Source organism: Sphingobacterium psychroaquaticum (assembly GCF_004421025.1).
GTDB lineage: Bacteria > Bacteroidota > Bacteroidia > Sphingobacteriales > Sphingobacteriaceae > Sphingobacterium > Sphingobacterium psychroaquaticum.
This window is the reverse complement of the sequence record NZ_CP038029.1, coordinates 2,643,247-2,660,697: the sequence shown is the minus strand read 5'-3', so window position 1 is coordinate 2,660,697 and position 17,451 is coordinate 2,643,247. Positions and strand designations below refer to the sequence as shown.

Here is a 17,451-nt window from a genome sequence, read left to right as displayed (position 1 = left end):
AACCTCAGAAGGAGCGCCACTGGCAAACCGCTAAATCGACCAGTGGGCACCATCCAATTTCATGTTAAAAACATTTGTGCAAATATATGTATAAAATTATTAAGCTTACGAAGCTAGCCGCTTCACTTGCTGTACTTTCCCTCGTTGGGCCATCCCAGATTGCCTTTGCGAGCACGGCTACTGAAAGTCGACAGGTTCCTGCCGACCGGATTAATTTTAATGTTCCTGAAGGGAACGCCGCCCAAGCGCTGTTACGTCTTTCTCAACAAACAGGAGAGAGCATTGGGTACGATAAAAAACTACTTCAACTCGAGCTTGTATCCGTGCGGGCACGCGCCTTTGAAAATGCTGGATTCGAGCAAGTATTGAATTACATTCTTCAGAACACAGGCGTCCAGTTTAATCGCGTGGCAGGAGGTGTAGTTTTACATCGGAAAAGCCAACAGGAAACTTATACGTTGAAAATACGTATTACCGATCAAGCGTCGCAACCTATTGCAGCAGCTTCGGTGAATATTTTCCCGCTAGGACGTGTATTGTCGACCAATGCGGAAGGTATGGCCGAAACCAAGCTTCCTGCAGGCGATTATAATATCCTTGTGAATCATCTTTCCTTTGAAAGTCAGCAGGTAAATGGATTGTCGGTACAGGCAAACAACAACAATTTACGGACCATTACACTCGCACCGAAGAATAGCCAGCTCGATGAAGTTGTCGTTACAGCCTTAGGCATCAAACGACAAGATCGATCTTTGGGATATGCCGTGGGTACGGTGAAAGGTGCCGATGTAAGTCGGATGAACAACGATAATTTCCTTACGGGTATGGCTGGAAAAGTACCGGGTGTTAGCATCAGTACCACTGGACCAACAGGATCCACGGTCAGTATGGTCATTCGCGGAGCCTCCTCCTTAAGTACAGATAACCAACCACTCTTTGTTGTTGACGGCGTGCCCATCATGAACCAATTGAATAATGTTGGTCAGATAGGAGGAGATAATAAAGTCGATTATGGAAATGCCATTTCAAGCATCAATCCTGATGATATTGAAAGCATTTCAGTCTTGAAAGGACCGAGTGCTGCTGCCCTATACGGTTCCCGCGCGGGAAATGGCGTTGTCTTAATCACCACCAAAAGTGGAAAGAACGCCGAGAAGATGACAATTTCGGTCAATAGCAACACCGTTTTCGATATTCCTTATAAGTTTATCGATACGCACAATAAATTTGCGAGTGGGACGATGCCTTGGAAACCAGGGGATATTTCTGGAAACCTAAAGATTGAGGAAGGATCGAGCTACCGTGTTGGTCCAGCATTGGATAAAGGCTACAAAGCTATTCAATGGAACAGCCCGTTGGATGAAAATGGAAACCCTATTCCAACAGAGCTTAAGTCTCATCCAGATAATATCAAAAATTTCGTGCAAACGGGGATTACCAGCACCAATGGTATCTCCTTGGCAAACCGTAGTGAAAAGCTGGATTATCGTTTCTCGTATTCAAACTTGAGCAACAAAGGAATTATTCCAAATTCTGATCTCTTTCGGAACACCATTAATGTAAATTCCACGATGCACCTGCGCGATAACCTATCGTTAGGCGTATCGTTAGATATGAGTCGTAATAATTCCAATAATCGTCCCGCTGGAAACCGCGGTGCAAACCCGATGCAGGCTGCCTATGAGGTTTCTTCTCATATTGATATCTTAGACCTAAAGGATTATTGGTTGCCATCGCAGGAAGGAATCCAACAAAAGTCCCAATCCAAGGGTAATTACAATAACCCGTATTTTCTCGCCTACGGTGTGAGCAATGCATTTGTGCGGGATCGTGCTTTTGGAAACCTCCGTCTCGATTGGACGATCAAGAAGGATTGGACGGCAATGGTGCGTTATGCCAACGATATTTTCTGGGAAAACAGAGAGACAAAAATCCCCTTTAGTTATACGAATGAGCCCCGCGGTGCCTACGGAATTGTTAACCTAATGGGCATGGAGCAGAATATCGATTTCTTAACCTCTTACAAGAAGAACTTGGGACATTTTGATATCGGCGGTTCCGTTGGAGGTAATATTCGTTATTCCAAAAACAAATACGTGCGCAACGCATCTAAGAACGGTACGGGCTTGATTACGCCGGAGCTTTACACCCTTTCCAACATCAGTCCGGCTAACCTTGATTTCGCTAGCAGTATGTCTGAACGGGTCGTAAATAGCGTTTACGGTTTATTGAACCTAAGCTATCGCGATATGGTTTATTTGGATGTAACAGGGCGTAACGATTGGTCCAGTACATTGCCTGTCGATAATCGTTCCTACTTTTACCCTTCGGCATCCCTGAGCGTGTTAGCGAACCAAATTTTTGGCTTACCACAAGCGATCAGCATCTTGAAATTACGTGGTGGTATCGCTCGTGCCGGAAATGATACAAGTCCATATTCATTATCTAACGTACTCTCTAACCCGGGTAGTTGGGGGAGCGTGCTTCGCCTCACGCGGTCGAGTTCACTCTTTGTTCCTGATCTGAAGCCTGAGATTGCCACCTCCTACGAGTTAGGTGCGGATATCGGATTATGGCGCAATCGTCTGAAATTTGAGGGAACCTATTATTTACTGAAAAATAGAAATCAGATCTTTTCAACCACCTTACCTGGATCTAGTGGTTTCAACGGTAAGAAAATCAATGCCGGACTGTTGAGTAGCCGAGGGATAGAGCTTGCATTAAGTGGGCGGCCGATTGAGAAGGAAAACTGGACCTGGGATTTAGGGGTCAATTGGCATCGTAACCGTACGCGAATTGATGAGCTTTCGGAAGGAGCAGAATTTTATACCTTCTGGACCGATGGCCGCGGGGGAGCACGTACATATGTCGGAGAAGAGATTGGTGACCTGTACGATTCAAAGCTGGTGACGGTCGAAGATCCTTCGTCTCCATATTTTGGTTATCCGATCCTCGATAAGAACGGTAGCTGGCAAGCCATCCGTATCAATAACAGTCGCAATAAGATAGGCAACTTCAACCCCGATTTCAGTATGGGCATACAGTCGAGCTTGCGTTATAAAAAATGGACGATGCATTTGGGCGCCGACATGCGCTTTGGTGGTAAATTCATGTCGCAGACCTACCGCTATTTTGAATCGAATCTCACGACACAACGTTTCTTAGATCAACTGGTTAACCCAAAAGGTTTGACCGGTGATGCGTTGCGGAATTACTTAATTGATAATGACCTGGTGCGCGTTCAAGGAAATCGATACCCTATTGTTGGTGGGCCAAGTGAGGAGTATGGTGGATATCCGATTAATGTAGGGGGGACGATAGGAAACTTCGGCGTTTTCAATCCTGGAGTGATTGCCCAATATGATGGCAGTGGAAATATTACTGGATATACGGAAAATCTTGGAGGCTCCGGGACGAAGTATATCTCCTATAGCGATAACTACCCGTGGGATTTTATGAACGCCTCTACCTTTGATGCTTCATTCATTAAACTCCGGGAGCTTTCTGTAAGCTATGACTTAACCGCAAAATGGTTGAACCGTTTAGGGATTGCTAATGGAAATGTAGGCGTCTATACCCGTAATCTTATTTTATGGACAAAGGCAAAAGTAGGTATCGATCCGGAGATGGCATTTCAACCGGAAGCTGACGGAAGCTTTAAACAAGGTATAGAGCGCTATAATGTAACGCCATGGGCGATACCGCTAGGATTTAAAGTCAACATAACATTTTAATCATTAAACCATGAAAATGAAACGTCATTTTATTACGATACTATATTGTGCGTTGGTGTTGGGTATGACACTTAGCGTGTCAGCCTGCAAAGACCTGACAGAAATTAATATTAATCCGAACGGTGTCAGTGAAGAGGAGGCCAATCCAAATTTGCTGCTGCCTACCGTATTGACCGGTGCCGCCAGTCGGTATAGCGAGTTAAGCTTTTGGGATTTAGGCGGTGTGGTACAGTACACACAATTTGACGCCTGGTTCGAAGGGCACAACGATTACAAATGGACCGGCGGGATCCTCAGTTGGGATGCTTTCTATGGCTACCTGCGCGATAATGAATTGATGCGCAGTCGGGCGCAAAAATTAGGACTCGATTTCCATCACGGTGTTTCGTTGGTTATGCGGGCTTACATCTTTGGCTTCATTACCGATTTATGGGGGGATGCGCCTTATACGGATGCCCTGAAAGCGGAGCTCGGTGGCGCGCAATATAGCTTCCCGAAATTCGATCAACAAGATGTTATTTACAAGGGGATTTTAGAAGAATTGAAGCAAGCGAACCAACTCTTGTCTCGGGCTGATGCAAGCTATGAGGTATTGGCAAGTGCGGATGTATATTTTGGTGGCAAAGCCTCCAAATGGCGCCGCTTTGCGAACTCGTTGGCACTCCGCTACTACATGCGTCTCGCAGAAAAAGAACCACAGTTTGCCAAGCAAGGGATTGAGCAGATTATGGCCAACGCAAATGAGTTTCCTATTATTACCGATGCAAAGGATGAGGTCGTGATGGATTTTGTGGGAAACAATGCAGGCGATTCATGGCCATCTAACACCGTATACGATGCAACGGGGAGTAATTTCAGACGGATGAAGATGTGTGCAACCTTAGTGGATCGATTGCAACAGCTTCAAGATCCACGTCTTCAGGTTTGGGCCAAAAAAGTAGAGATTCCGATTGAGATACGATCTACAGAACCTGCGGGGACGGATAAGATTGTAAATGGTATTCGTATCGTTTCGCCTGATATTGTCCGCGGTATTCCGGTCGACACCGATGCAGAATATGTTGGGTTACCTGCTAGTGGATCCAAAAATCCATCAGCTTATAATCTGAATCCTACACCGGGGCAAACCTCCATGAATCCCCATGTTTCTTATTTGAGTGATATCTATAAAGCCGCCAAAGGAGACCTGTTGAAAGCGCGTCTACTAGCTGCATCCGAAGTGAATTTTATCCTAGCCGAAGCGGCCAAGAAGGGGTGGAGTGTTCCGGAGTCTGCCAAAACCTATTATGAATCGGGGATTCGTTCCTCCCTCCAGAGCTGGGGTAAAGCAAATGATTACAGTGCTTACATACAGCGTCCCGGTGTTGCGTTCGACAATACGTTACAACAAATTATGGAACAAAAGTGGATTTCTAATTGGTCTACCGGTGCACAGGCATGGTTTGATTACCGGAGAACGGGCTATCCGATGTTCGTTGTGGGGCCAGCCGCAACGCGCACCGTTTTACCCGTCCGTATTCCGTATATGCAGAATGAGATGAGTGTAAATCAGAAAAATGGGGAAGAAGCGCTCAAACGAATTGAGAAAACAGCGTATTCACAGGCTGATAATGAAAACAGTGCGTGGTCCAAATCTTGGTTATTGCAGGGAACAAACAAACCGTGGTAATTTTTACAAGCATAGTATATATAAAATGAAAATCAAATTATTGTTATCTGTTGTGTGTTGCAGCATGGTCCTCGCTGGAACGGCTCAAAACAACACCCGTGTACAGCCAGATCGTATGATGTTGACTTGGTCTGCGAATCCAGCAACAACACAGTCCGTTTCTTGGCGTACCACAGGGGCGGGGACAAAAATCGTTGCACAGATTGTGGAAGAGGAGAGCAGTCCAGAGTTGGAAAAAGCAGCCAAAACAATTTCAGGGGTGGCATTACCGTGGCGGCGTGAAAATGGGATCGACGACTATTACGGTCAGGTAACCTTTTCCGACTTAAAGCCCGGTACCGTATATACATACCGTGTTGGAGATGGGACGCAGTGGAGCGCATGGAACCAATTCCGAACGGCTGACCTTACGGGCGATTTTTCCTTTATCTATTTAGGCGATGCACAAAACGATCTACGCTCGCGTTGGTCGAGGACGATCCGCCGATCCTTTCAGCAAGAGCCTAACGCTCGGTTTATTGTGCATGCGGGAGATCTTATAAACCGCTCTAATACCGATAGCGAATGGGAGGAATGGTACGAAGGTGCGGGATTTATCCATCAGATGATACCCGCTGTTCCTACACCTGGAAACCACGAATATCGGAGAGATTCTTTGGAGCAGCTTGTTTTGGATCCACACTGGAAGGTTCAGTTTAATCTTCCTAAAAATGGTCCGGAAGGGTTGCAAGAAGCAGTTTATTATATGGACTACCAAGATCTACGTGTTATCTCGTTGAATTCACAGATGATTATGTTGGATTCGGTCGCTGCGGCGACCCAAGAAAGATGGCTCGATGAAACCCTTGCTTCCTCGACAAAGAAATGGAATATCGTGGTGATGCACCATCCTGTTTACTCCACCGCTAAGAATAGGGATAATACTATCTTGCGCGAGCGATTTAGACCCATTTTCGAGAAATATGGTGTTGATCTTGTTTTGCAGGGGCACGATCATACTTATGCCCGCGGAACCGCAGGAAAGAAAAAGCCGGTTTATTTATTATCCGTAGCAGGTCCCAAGATGTATACCTCAGATTCAGATCGTTGGATGGAGAAATCAGGCTCCAATGTACAGCTTTATCAGGTTATCCGTATAACGGATAAGAAGCTCTATTATTCAAGCTATCAATTAAATGGGAAGTTGTTTGATTCATTCGAGCTGTCAAAGGTTAAATAATATGCGTAGGTTATCATACTTTATATGCTTGTCTCTCACCTTACTGGGGGCCGGCATGACGACCACAAAGGCGCAATCCACAAATTTACGCGCTACGCTCGCGAGCAGTAAACTACACTATGCCGCACATCGGGGTGCACATCGGCAGTATCCAGAAAACTCACTGGCCGCAATTGAGGAAGCCATCGCACTTGGTGCAACGGTTGTAGAGGTGGATGTTCGAGCGACCAAAGATGGGGTCTTGGTTTTGATGCACGATAAGACCGTCGACCGTACAACCACCGGAAAAGGAAAGGTTTCCGATCTCACGTTTGCTGAACTTCAAAAATTACGTTTGCGTCAAACAGCGAATGGTGCTGCATCGGATCATAAAATTCCAACATTGGAAGAGGCTTTTGTGCGAAGTAAGGGACGAATTATTATGGACCTTGATTTTAAGGAAGAAAGACGTGAGTTCGTGAAGCAAACTTATGATTTAATCGCTCAAGAAGGAATGGAAGACGGTGTCCTGTTTTTTATGTACGATTATAAAGATATGGGAGAGGCTTATGCGCTAAACCCTAAAATCACCTTGTTCCCACGCGCCCGGAGTATGAAAGAGCTGAAGAAGATTATGCGATCGAAAATGACCTTTATTGCCCATATTGATGAATCCTTTCAGAAGAATGACAAGTTGATGGCGCTGCACAAAAAGGATTTTTATTTGTGGATCAATACCTTGGGGGAGGTCGATGAGCAAGCGCGTACCCAAGGCGCTGCGGCTTATCATTCTTTTTTGGAGCAATACCCCTTTGTACAGGTTATCCAGACTGATAATCCCGAAATCTGGAAGACAGTCTTAAAGCGATAGGGGCTTACACACATTAAAATTGCCCCAACGACCTAAGTGTAGTGGACGTTGGGGCAATTTCAATGGATTTTTTATATCTAATCTTCAACCTAAAGATTAGTTTAAGTTGATGGTAAACTCATCGTAATCGGCAGTGCGCCAGGCTTTATCCTGGGTGCTGCTCGATAATGCAAATAAGGGAGAAAACGTTTTTACACGAACAGTTTTTCCATCGGGAAGAAACTCTAAAATCCGAATCCAGCCGTCGCCACCACTGCCATACGTGCCACCCCCCAGGGCCTGTGCATTGAATGTCATTTGACTAACGTCTTTGCCTGCGCTATTCTTATCGATACGGAAACCTACGTGTTTTCTTGGATCATCGGGTGCCCCGATATGACCTGAAAAGACCATTTCAATATTTTTTGATGGCTGCACCAGCTTTTCAAAAACAGCGGTTCCGTAATTTGCATCTTGGAGGTCATATTTCGCCGTTTTGATATGCTCATTTTGATAATTAAGGTATGCATGTGTCAGCAGGACAACCTGATGATCTTGATACTTGGGCTCATGGATCAATTGTTTGGCCCAGGTCAGGATAGTGTCACGGGGTGCAAATTCTAAAGACAAGAATAAAAAGGGTTTACCATGGGGAGATACCCATTGATAGGCCGCATTTTCGAGACTTGGATTTCCATATACATTCGGTGCTACTTCACGTAGTATTTTCTGATTTTCACGGTTCTTATCGGCGTAAAAATAGGTGGGAAAATGAGTCGTTTTAGGTTTATGTGTGTAACTGAAAATATTGTAGTCATGATTTCCTGTTGCGGTAATGTAAGGTAGCTTGCCATCAAGTTTGGTAAAGGCTTTAGCGGCCGCTTCCCATTGTTGTTTGCCGGTCTGATCCATCTTTCGAAAATCGGGGTTTACAATATCATCATGTTCCACTAAATCCCCGGTACACAGCACTAATTTTATACGCAGCTTATCTTCGTTTTCAACGATCCAGTTCATCATTACATCTAAAATTGGTTGATTTCGTTGGAACTTAACGTAGTTCTGGATGTCAGGAAGCAGGACCATAGTCCATGATTCGGGATGAGATAATGCAGGTGATTGGAACGTTGGTTTGTTCTGTGCATTCACCGTAAGGATGGATGTGAGAAACGAAAGCAACAGTACATTTAATTTGGATTTTGTTTTCATGGTGCAGGGTGTTTGGTTCCGTAATAAAGTAAGCGTGACCTCCATGGGTCACGCTTGAAAGGAAAAAAGGAATATCGAAGGCTTTAGTAGCCTGGGTTTTGTTTAAGATTCTTGTTGGCGTCCAATTCTTGCGCTGAAATTGGCCAATACTCATCTTTATTTTCTTTGTATACCACTTCTTGTGTTCCGAAAGATTTTGTAGCGTTAGCATGGTTGTATACGGGATTTGCATGCTCATCGATGCGTGTCAACACATTCTTATCCCAGCTATTGGCAGCACGATTCAGGTAGATGTAACCGTTCATAACCTCTTTGGCAATTCCCCAACGACGTAAATCGTACCATCTTAGCCCATCATTAGCGAGCTCAACTTTGCGTTCGTAACGCAAAGCGGTGCGAAGCTGGTTTTGTGATAAACTAGCCGGTAGATCGGGCATCTTCGCACGTTTACGGATTTGGTTTATAGCATCATATACGGTATTGTCAATGCTGTTGTCCTCAATTTTAGCTTCCGCGTAGATTAATAAGAGCTCTGCATATCGGAATACGCCGACATTTAGGTCCGAAAAGCCACTGACCGAAGTAGTTGCAAAGTCTGTCAGATCCGTGTGCTTACGCCATAAATATCCACTAAAGGAACGGTACGCATTGGTTGCGTCTGCATTCGCTTGTAGTGTTGGAGATGGAGCGGTACCGTTGATTACCGGCCAGTAATTATTGACGCGAGAAAAAGAGGTGTGCGGTTCAAATTGAAATCCCATAAAGCGCGCATGGGGACGAACTGTGTACAGGTCTAAGCGGGGATCTCGGTTTTCAAAAGGTTTAGCCGCATTGTAGATGGATGACTCTGTGATGTAAGCACCTTGAAGATCTTGGAAGGAGTCAATGAAATTTTGTGTTGGCCCCCAGTAGCAAACCCCTTTGCCCAGTCGGGAAGAAATATAATAAAGCTGGTTGTGGACATTGTCGCTGATGTTGCGATTGTATTCAACCACCCATATCCACTCTTTACTACTTTCAAATCCTTTATGCCCGAAAATGTTAGCAACCTCTGGCTCTCCTTTATCATGTGTTTGGTTGGCGAATGCAATACTATTGTCAAATGGAGTGAGGCTATGGATGCCATTGGATAGTGTGATTGCTTTTTCCGCTGCGGTCGCCGCTACTTTATACTGTTTTCCGTACAGCGCTACACGCGCTTTTAACATATAAGCTGCAATGCTTGAAGCACGAGAAAATCGGACGCCTGCCTGTGATGTTGGTAAATTATCTGCAATGGCCGTCATTTCATCAATAATAAAGTTTTCGACCTCTTTTTTAGCCGTCCGATGGGGAAGGGTATCTCCCAGTTTGAGCGCATTCTTGAGGAGAGGCACATCTCCATACAGTTCAATGAGCTGCGAGTAACAGTAAGCCCGGATAAACCGAAGTTCTGCATCTATTTTTTTATAATCCCCTTCAGCCATGGTGTGCTGGATTTCTGTTAACCGGTCCAATACGTCATGCACCCGTGCGATCGTTTTATAGTGTGCCGCCCAAGGCTTTGTGGCCAGCGCATTGTCCGTGGTAATCGAACTGGTAATGGGCGATGTATAGTTGTTCCCCGGTCTGGCGTAACCGATATCGGTGATGTTATCCATCACGTGCCAGATCGGTGTGCTCGATGCATCCAATAGGCTTAAGCCTTTATAGGCTCCCAACAGCCCCATTTCAGCCTCTTTTTTGTTGGAAGGAAAGGTTTCTGACGAAGGGCCATCCAACGGTAGTCGGTCTAAATCGCAAGACGCTAATAAAGCCGTACATACTAAGCTGATTCCTATGATTGATTTTGTTTTCTTGATCATTGTTTCTTAAAATTTAAAGTCCAAACCGAACGTGTATACCTTAACTTGTGGATAGAAGTTTCCAGAACCTAGGGTTACGCCATCTTGGGCGCCCGAGTTGTAGTTGATTTCTGGATCATACCCCTCGTAGAAGTTTGTTTTGGTAAAAAGATTTTGACCGTTGGCGTAGATAAAGATGCCCCCGATCTTCGTGTTGGCTAACCAGCTTTTTGGAATTTCGTAGCCCAGCTGTACGTTTTTCAAACGCAGATAAGAAGCACTACGCATCCAAAAATCAGAGTTTTGTGTATTGTTTGTAGAAGTAATCGAGACACGAGGAAGACTAGCATCCTTGTTGTCTTCAGACCAATAGTCCAATTGCCAAGGCTTAATGGCAGAGGAGTTGACTGCTGGGATAACATAATGCGAGTCCAGGTATCCATTCGCTTTCGCAACGCCCTGTAAAAAAGCATTAAAACGGATACCTTTGTAGCCTAGGTCTAAATTTATACCATAAGTATAGCGCGGGATAGTGCTGCCGATTATAATCTTATCCGCATCTGTAATCTTACCGTCCGGGATAGGATTTCCATTATTGTCAAATGCTCCAGCGATATCCTTGTATCGAATGTCTCCTGGTTTTAGGGTTCCAAATTGTGTAGGTCCATTTTTTATTTCCTCCTGCGATTGGTATAGACCATCAGAGACATATCCAAAAATGGAATTTATAGCGTATCCTTCCTGTTGTCTCAGCAAGGTGCCTGAAACCTGACCTTTCATGTCTACGATTTTATTACGCACATCGGATATATTGGCACCAATACCGACTTTGAAGTCGCCAAATTGATTATCATAGCGAACGGCTGCTTCCCACCCTTGGTTTTGCACTTTGGCGGCATTCTGGAATGGCGCATTTTTTCCGTAGAGCTCCGAAACATAAAGCTTCATCAAAATGCCGTCTGTTTGCTTTTTATACCAATCGAATGTAAAACTAAAGTGGTTAAACAAGGTCGCATCTAACCCCAAGCCAGACATCGTTGTTTCCTCCCAAAGTAATCCCGGATTTGCCATCGTGTTCAATGCAATCATTTGCAAGACACTGCCCCCCGACGATATACTTCCCAGGTTCAGGGTTTCGATATATGGCTGATAGGTGGTACCAATGTTTTGATTTCCTAACTTTCCCCAGGAACCACGTAACTTCAACTGATTGATCTGGTTTTTTACAGCGGCCATAAATGGTTCTTCTGATAGGCGCCAACCGGCCGAGAATGACGGAAATGAAGCCCACCGATTTGATTTGGCAAAGCGTGAACTTCCATCGTAACGCAAGTTCGCTTCAAATAAATAGCGTCCTTTATAATCGTAGTTAAAACGGCCAAAAGTTGAGACCAGTAACCACTGGTATTGGTTTCCGCCGTTATTCTTTGTTTCTGTGTCAGCGCCGGCATTTAAGACTTCGTAGGTATCATACGTAAAATCACGACGGTACCCCATCAAGTACTTCTCGTCATATGACTCGCGTGATGTACCCACCATAGCACTGAAATTGTGATCCTTAATTGATTTCTGTGCAGTCGTCTGAAAGGAATAACTTCCGTTGAAATAACGGTATGCGGATTCCGTTAGTTCCGTAGAAGGAAGTGCTGTTCCGGCCTCGTTACCATCTTCGTAATACGTCATCACGGCTTTTGCAAAGTCGTGGATATTGCGCGTCCGGTACCGCGGGGCCGCCATTCCGGTTAAACTTAACCAGTCTGCAGGCTTATAGTTAATGGAAAGATTTCCAAGTAACTCTAAGTTGTTGACCGTTCGATTCCCTCCGTCTTCGATAAAAGCAACGGGATTGTTCTTAACCCAGCCCTCAGACCAAAGACCATTTGCAACGCGAATCGGGATGTTTGTAGGCATGCGTCCTAAGTAATTCCAGATCGTTCCTTCGTTTGCTATCTGAGATCGATTGCCGTTCACGGCCGAAAGATCAAAGCGGATATTCAGCTTTTCGTTCGGGTTTATATCCATGTTGTTTCTAAAGGTATAGCGCTTAAATCCCGTATTGTCAATCAGTCCATCCTGCGAAACATAGCCTAAAGATGGGGCAACACGAATTTTACCGGCGCCAGCGTTTAAGGAAACAAAGTGGTTATGCGTAAATCCAGAGCCGCTCAGAATGGCCTTTTGCCAATCGAAATTGTCAGGATCTTCGGAATAAAGCTTCTGAAATTCCTCGAAATCTTTCTCACTATATATAACCGATCCATTATCGTTCATATTGGCGTCATTGAATACCTTCATAAAGGTTGCGCCATCCGTCACCTTCGGGATGAACGTCGCATCTTGCCAACCTGTATAGCCGCGATAATTTAAGCCAAACTGATCTTTACCCCGTTTTGTTGTCACCAAAATTACACCATTAGCAGCGCGGGATCCGTAAATCGCGGCGGAGGCCGCATCTTTAAGGATGGAAATATTCTCAATTAAATTGGCGTCTACATTATCTAGAGAACCCGCAACACCATCAATCATAACCAAAGGCTCCGAATCAGATCCTCCAAAAGAGTTGACGCCCCGAATACGAATCTGCCCTTGGTCTCCACCTGGTGCGCCAGATTGTGAGGTGACGGTTACACCTGGTGCAAGCCCTTGTAGTGCAGCCGAGGTAGAGGTGACAGGTCTTCTTTCCAGTTGCTCCTTATTAATAGTAGATACAGCGCCAGTTAGGTTCACCTTTTTCTGTGTACCATATCCGACCACCACCACTTCATCCAAGTTTGTCAGATCGGCCATTAAGGTAACATTGATGATTTGTTGGTTGTCAATCGTTCGTTCTGTAGCTGTAAATCCTACATTGACGAAAGTCAGGACATTGCCCGGAAGAGCTTGAACTCGATATTCCCCGCTAGAGCTCGTTTGGGTCAAGGCATTTAGTTGTCCCTTGATACTGATGGTTACACCTTCAATAGGCTTTCCATCTTGATCGGTTACTTTCCCGCTAATACTCTTTTGTTGTGCCCATAAGATGCCCATGGGAAGCAAGCACAACAAAAAAATGAGATGTAATTGTTTTTTCATTCTTATGTGTATTAATAATTAATAGGTTTTTCTGTAGATGTATTAAAAACTTATTTAATGTTCTTACAATATCTTTAAAACTGTTTCGAAAGTAGGTGTATAATGTTAAACTAATATTAATGTTGTGTTTTGAAATTGTTATAATCGGCTATTTTGGCTTAATTATATTATTTTTTATTCAAAAACAACAATGGTCTATTTGGTTTTAAAACATTTCGAAAATAAAAAAAAGATTTTTAAACCAGAAATTTAAAAATCTTTTTTCAAAAAAAATGTAGGAAAGGGGAGTTAGGCAATGATGATTTTAATGCCTAGGTCTTCGATATTTTTGACGATACTTGGGGATACCTTATTGTCTGTGATGATATAATCTACGTCGATAAGTTCGCAGATTTTGCCGAGACCTCTTTTGCCAAATTTACTGCTATCGGCCAGGATCGCAACCTTTTGGGATGTTTCGATCATTTTTTGATTGAGGGCAGCTTCGGGTAAGTTGCTGATCGAGATGCCGAACTCCAGGTCTATGCCGTCTGCACCGAGAAATAAGATCCCGCAGCTTATCTCGTCGAGAATCCGCATGCTATATTGTCCTGCAACAGAAGAGGAGTTAGATCGGATTAAGCCGCCCAGCTGTAAAACATCGATATTAGGCTTCCCGCTCAGTTCTAGGCTTACTTTTAGGGCCGGTGTGATTACGGTCATTACATGCGAAGCTTCTATGTTTTTGGCTAAGGTAAAGACTGTCGTGCCTGATCCAATCATAATGGAGTCGTTGTCTTTGATTAGGCTTAACGCTGCTTGCGCTATCCGTTGCTTCTCATCGCTATTGATGGATTCTTTGACCAGGATTGGGCGATCAATAGCGTAAGGGTTGGAAGTTGATGCACCTCCTTTAATCCTGAAGAGTAAGTTTTTTTCCTCTAATACTTTAAGGTCTTTTCGGATGGTTACACTCGATACTTTCATGGTTTCGCAGAGCCAGTCGATGGTTACCTTTCCTTTTTCCTTTAAGTGTTTTAGAATGAATTCGTGTCTGTCCGTGATATTCATCATAATTCAACAAATAAGTTAATGCAGTACAAATATACTTAGCTTTTTTCTTTTCGACTATTATTTTTTTTTATTTAAAAATGTTTCTTTTTGTATTCTTTTATTTTTACATTTGACATGTTACTTAAAAAACAATAACCAAATCTACCTTATGTCGAAGTTTACCTTGTCGATTCCTGCCCATAAAAGAAGATGGTACATCATATTCGTTATTTTTCTGGCCATTGTTTTCAATTACTACGATCGCCAGATTGTTTCCATCCTAAAACCGATGTTGAAAGCCGAGTTTAATTTGGGAGATGATGGTTATGCGCTCGTGTTAAATGTATTTACTGTTTTTTACGCGTTGATGTATCCGGTTTCTGGTTGGTTGGTGGATAAGTTTGGAGAACGTAAGGTGATGCTGGTCGGTATTTTGGGGTGGTCGGTGGCTTGTCTGGGTGGTGGAATGTCGCGCACTTTTGGTTCCTTTCTGTTTTTTCGCGGGATGCTTGGTGCTGCAGAACCGACTAATTTTCCAGCCCAGCTAAAAGTGGTTACCGTATGGTTTTCTGGAAAATTGAGAGCGACGGCAAACAGCCTTTGTATTGCAGGAAGTTCGATCGGTGCGATTATAGCACCTCCACTGGTCGCGTGGCTCGCTATGCGCTATAATTTCCATACCGTATTTATTGTGGCTGGTGTCGTTGGGCTAATCATCGCACTGCTGTGGTTTTTGATCTATGTTGAACCACCTGCAGAGATTCGTGAAGAGGTGGCAGGGGATGCCGATAAGGGAGGTATGGAGCAGGGTTTTACATGGGGACAATTATGGAAGACTAAAACATTATGGGGGATATTATTAATTCGCTTTGTGAGTGATCCGGTATGGTACTTCTGTCTGTTTTGGTTGCCCGGTTATTTACAAGAAGAGAGCGGGTTGACACTAGCACAGATCGGTATGTTTGGCTGGATTCCTTTCTTGGTCGCCGATATCGGAGCAATTGGAACTTCCGCCTGGTCCGATAAAATGGTAAGGAAGGGAAAAGAACCACTATTGGCGCGTAAGATTATGTTGAGTTGTGTGGCGGTGTTGGCTCCCTTATGCTGCTTGACGGCTTATGTGTCTGACCCGTATTTAACCATTGTAATTTTCGCTCTGGTTGCCGTGGCTTGCTTAAGTTGGTTGTTTACTGTTTCGGTGGTGATAGCCGAAGCTTTTCCCGTGAAGAATGTAGCTTCTGTCTTGGGAATTGCAGGTGGTTTTGGGGCGTTGGGGGCTATTTTGTTCAACTATTTTGTGGGACAGATGATGGGGTCGCTGGGCGCGGGAACGATATTTATCGTGATGGCTTTTATGCACCCCATTGCGGTATTCATCCTGTGGACAATGGTGAAAAAGGAAAAGCCGTCTCTGGAAGTCGTAAATACAGATAATTAAAGTAAAATATTGTAAAGTTATATTGTTATGGGAGAAGTTAAAACTATCTTGGAGCCCGCAAAAGAGACTCCAGTTCGTTTAGAGGTAGATGTTTTAGTTGTTGGTGGAGGGCCGGCGGGTATCATTGCCGCACAGGCTGCCGCTGCTGACGGACTACAAGTTGCCTTAATTGATAATCGCAGTTTTGTTGGCGGAAACATGACTATTGGTCTTCCAATCTTAGGCTTTCTTGGTCAAAAGGGGAATCAGATCATCAAAGGGTTGCCCCAAAAATTTATTGATCGATTGAAAGCGGTCGATGCCGCTTCGGAACATAGACCGTGCCCCTTACATATGAGTTTAACACTGGTCGAGCCTGAAGCGGTAAAAAATGTGGGCCTTCAAGTACTCGAGGAAGCGGGGGTAAAGGTGTTGCTATATGTCTTTTCCGCAGGCGTCGTTATGGAAGGGGATACCTTGAAAGGTGTTATCATAGAGAGCAAATCGGGACGTGAGGTCATTTTGGCAAAAACCATTATTGACTGTACGGGAGATGCTGATGTTGCATTTCGCGCCGGTGTGGCTTGTGAACAAGGGAATGAAGTGGGGGGCGCACAACCGCCAACGTTAATGTTCTGTATGGCCGGAGTCGATACCGATAAGCTGCGGATGTCTATTGCGGAAGAGCCGCGTACCTATCTGACAGATTTTATCCCGGCAGAATATTTTGGACAGAACCATCAATTTATCGTTGTCGGTCTCCGCAGTGTAATGGAGAAGGCACGTGCCGCGGGATACCATTTACCGGTGGAGCGAACGATTTTAATTACAGGCCTTCGTGAAGGGGAAGTGTGGGTCAATATGTCCCGGATAAATGGAGTCGATGGTACGGATCCAGAAAGTTTAACATTTGGTGAGATTGAAGGGCGTAAGCAAGTCGAAGAAATTCAACGCTATCTTCAAGCGTTTGTGCCGGGATTCGAAAACTCCCATTTCACCAAGATGGCTCCTTTCTTGGGAATTCGAGAAACGCGTCGTATTGTTGGGAACTATGTGATGACGGCCGATGATATTTTAGGTTGCCGTCGATTTGATGATGCGGTGGCGGTTGCGAGTTATCCGCTAGATATTCACCACCCGGAGGGCGGGGGCTGTACACTTACCTGGTGCGGCGATAGTTATGATATTCCATACCGCTCCTTAGTCCCACAGAAAATAAAGAATCTTCTGGTTGCTGGTCGTTCGATTTCTACGACACACGAAGCCATGTCGGCTATTCGGGTCATGGCACCTTGTATGGCTATGGGAGAAGCAGCAGGACATGCTGCGCGATTAGCCGTCCGTAACGGGGTGACGCCAGCTGAGGTAGATGTCGCCACACTGCGGACCGTGTTACTGAAATCTGGGGCGTATCTAGGCGAAGACCTAATAGAAACTGTTTAATCAA

Annotated in this window: 10 protein-coding genes; 6 read left to right on the top strand and 4 right to left on the bottom strand. The window is 44.6% G+C overall.

Going from position 1 to position 17,451, the window contains the following annotated elements; all coding sequences use genetic code 11:
* Window positions 1-86 precede the first annotated feature (86 nt).
* Genes E2P86_RS11260 through E2P86_RS11245 form a run of 4 tightly spaced genes read left to right on the top strand, consistent with a single transcriptional unit; the run spans window position 87 to window position 7,472 of the window.
* Window positions 87-3,734 (top strand): SusC/RagA family TonB-linked outer membrane protein, encoded by a 3,648-nt coding sequence (locus E2P86_RS11260; RefSeq protein WP_134433058.1) that lies wholly within the window; start codon window positions 87-89, stop codon window positions 3,732-3,734.
* A 16-nt stretch (window positions 3,735-3,750) separates the two neighbouring features.
* Complete coding sequence (locus E2P86_RS11255) at window positions 3,751-5,403, top strand: SusD/RagB family nutrient-binding outer membrane lipoprotein (RefSeq protein WP_134434043.1); 1,653 nt, start codon at window positions 3,751-3,753, stop codon at window positions 5,401-5,403.
* 25 nt (window positions 5,404-5,428) lie between these two features.
* The gene (locus E2P86_RS11250; RefSeq protein ID WP_166785192.1) at window positions 5,429-6,622 is read left to right on the top strand and encodes a purple acid phosphatase family protein; all 1,194 of its coding nucleotides are present in this window, start codon (window positions 5,429-5,431) and stop codon (window positions 6,620-6,622) included.
* Window position 6,623: 1 nt separating this feature from the next.
* Window positions 6,624-7,472 carry a glycerophosphodiester phosphodiesterase family protein gene (locus E2P86_RS11245; RefSeq protein ID WP_240775497.1) on the top strand — a complete coding sequence of 283 codons (849 nt, stop codon included), beginning with the start codon at window positions 6,624-6,626 and terminating at the stop codon, window positions 7,470-7,472.
* A gap of 96 nt (window positions 7,473-7,568) precedes the next feature.
* Here E2P86_RS11245 and E2P86_RS11240 read toward each other — a convergent pair whose 3' ends face one another.
* From E2P86_RS11240 to E2P86_RS11225, 4 genes are all read right to left on the bottom strand, one after another.
* On the bottom strand, window positions 7,569-8,660 hold the full coding sequence (locus tag E2P86_RS11240) for a metallophosphoesterase (protein ID WP_134433052.1): 1,092 nt from the start codon (window positions 8,658-8,660) through the stop codon (window positions 7,569-7,571).
* A gap of 83 nt (window positions 8,661-8,743) precedes the next feature.
* Window positions 8,744-10,504 (bottom strand): RagB/SusD family nutrient uptake outer membrane protein, encoded by a 1,761-nt coding sequence (locus E2P86_RS11235; protein WP_134433050.1) that lies wholly within the window; start codon window positions 10,502-10,504, stop codon window positions 8,744-8,746.
* A gap of 6 nt (window positions 10,505-10,510) precedes the next feature.
* On the bottom strand, window positions 10,511-13,555 hold the full coding sequence (locus tag E2P86_RS11230; RefSeq protein ID WP_134433048.1) for a SusC/RagA family TonB-linked outer membrane protein: 3,045 nt from the start codon (window positions 13,553-13,555) through the stop codon (window positions 10,511-10,513).
* Window positions 13,556-13,843: 288 nt separating this feature from the next.
* The gene (locus E2P86_RS11225) at window positions 13,844-14,608 is read right to left on the bottom strand and encodes a DeoR/GlpR family DNA-binding transcription regulator (RefSeq protein WP_200811736.1); all 765 of its coding nucleotides are present in this window, start codon (window positions 14,606-14,608) and stop codon (window positions 13,844-13,846) included.
* Between the two features lie 148 nt (window positions 14,609-14,756).
* Between E2P86_RS11225 and E2P86_RS11220 the strand changes: the two genes are divergently transcribed.
* Together E2P86_RS11220 and E2P86_RS11215 are read left to right on the top strand one after the other, a co-directional pair.
* Window positions 14,757-16,025, top strand: a complete 1,269-nt coding sequence (locus tag E2P86_RS11220) for an MFS transporter (protein ID WP_134433046.1) — start codon at window positions 14,757-14,759, stop codon at window positions 16,023-16,025.
* Window positions 16,026-16,052: 27 nt separating this feature from the next.
* The gene (locus tag E2P86_RS11215) at window positions 16,053-17,447 is read left to right on the top strand and encodes an FAD-dependent oxidoreductase (RefSeq protein ID WP_134433044.1); all 1,395 of its coding nucleotides are present in this window, start codon (window positions 16,053-16,055) and stop codon (window positions 17,445-17,447) included.
* The last annotated feature ends 4 nt before the right edge of the window (window positions 17,448-17,451 follow it).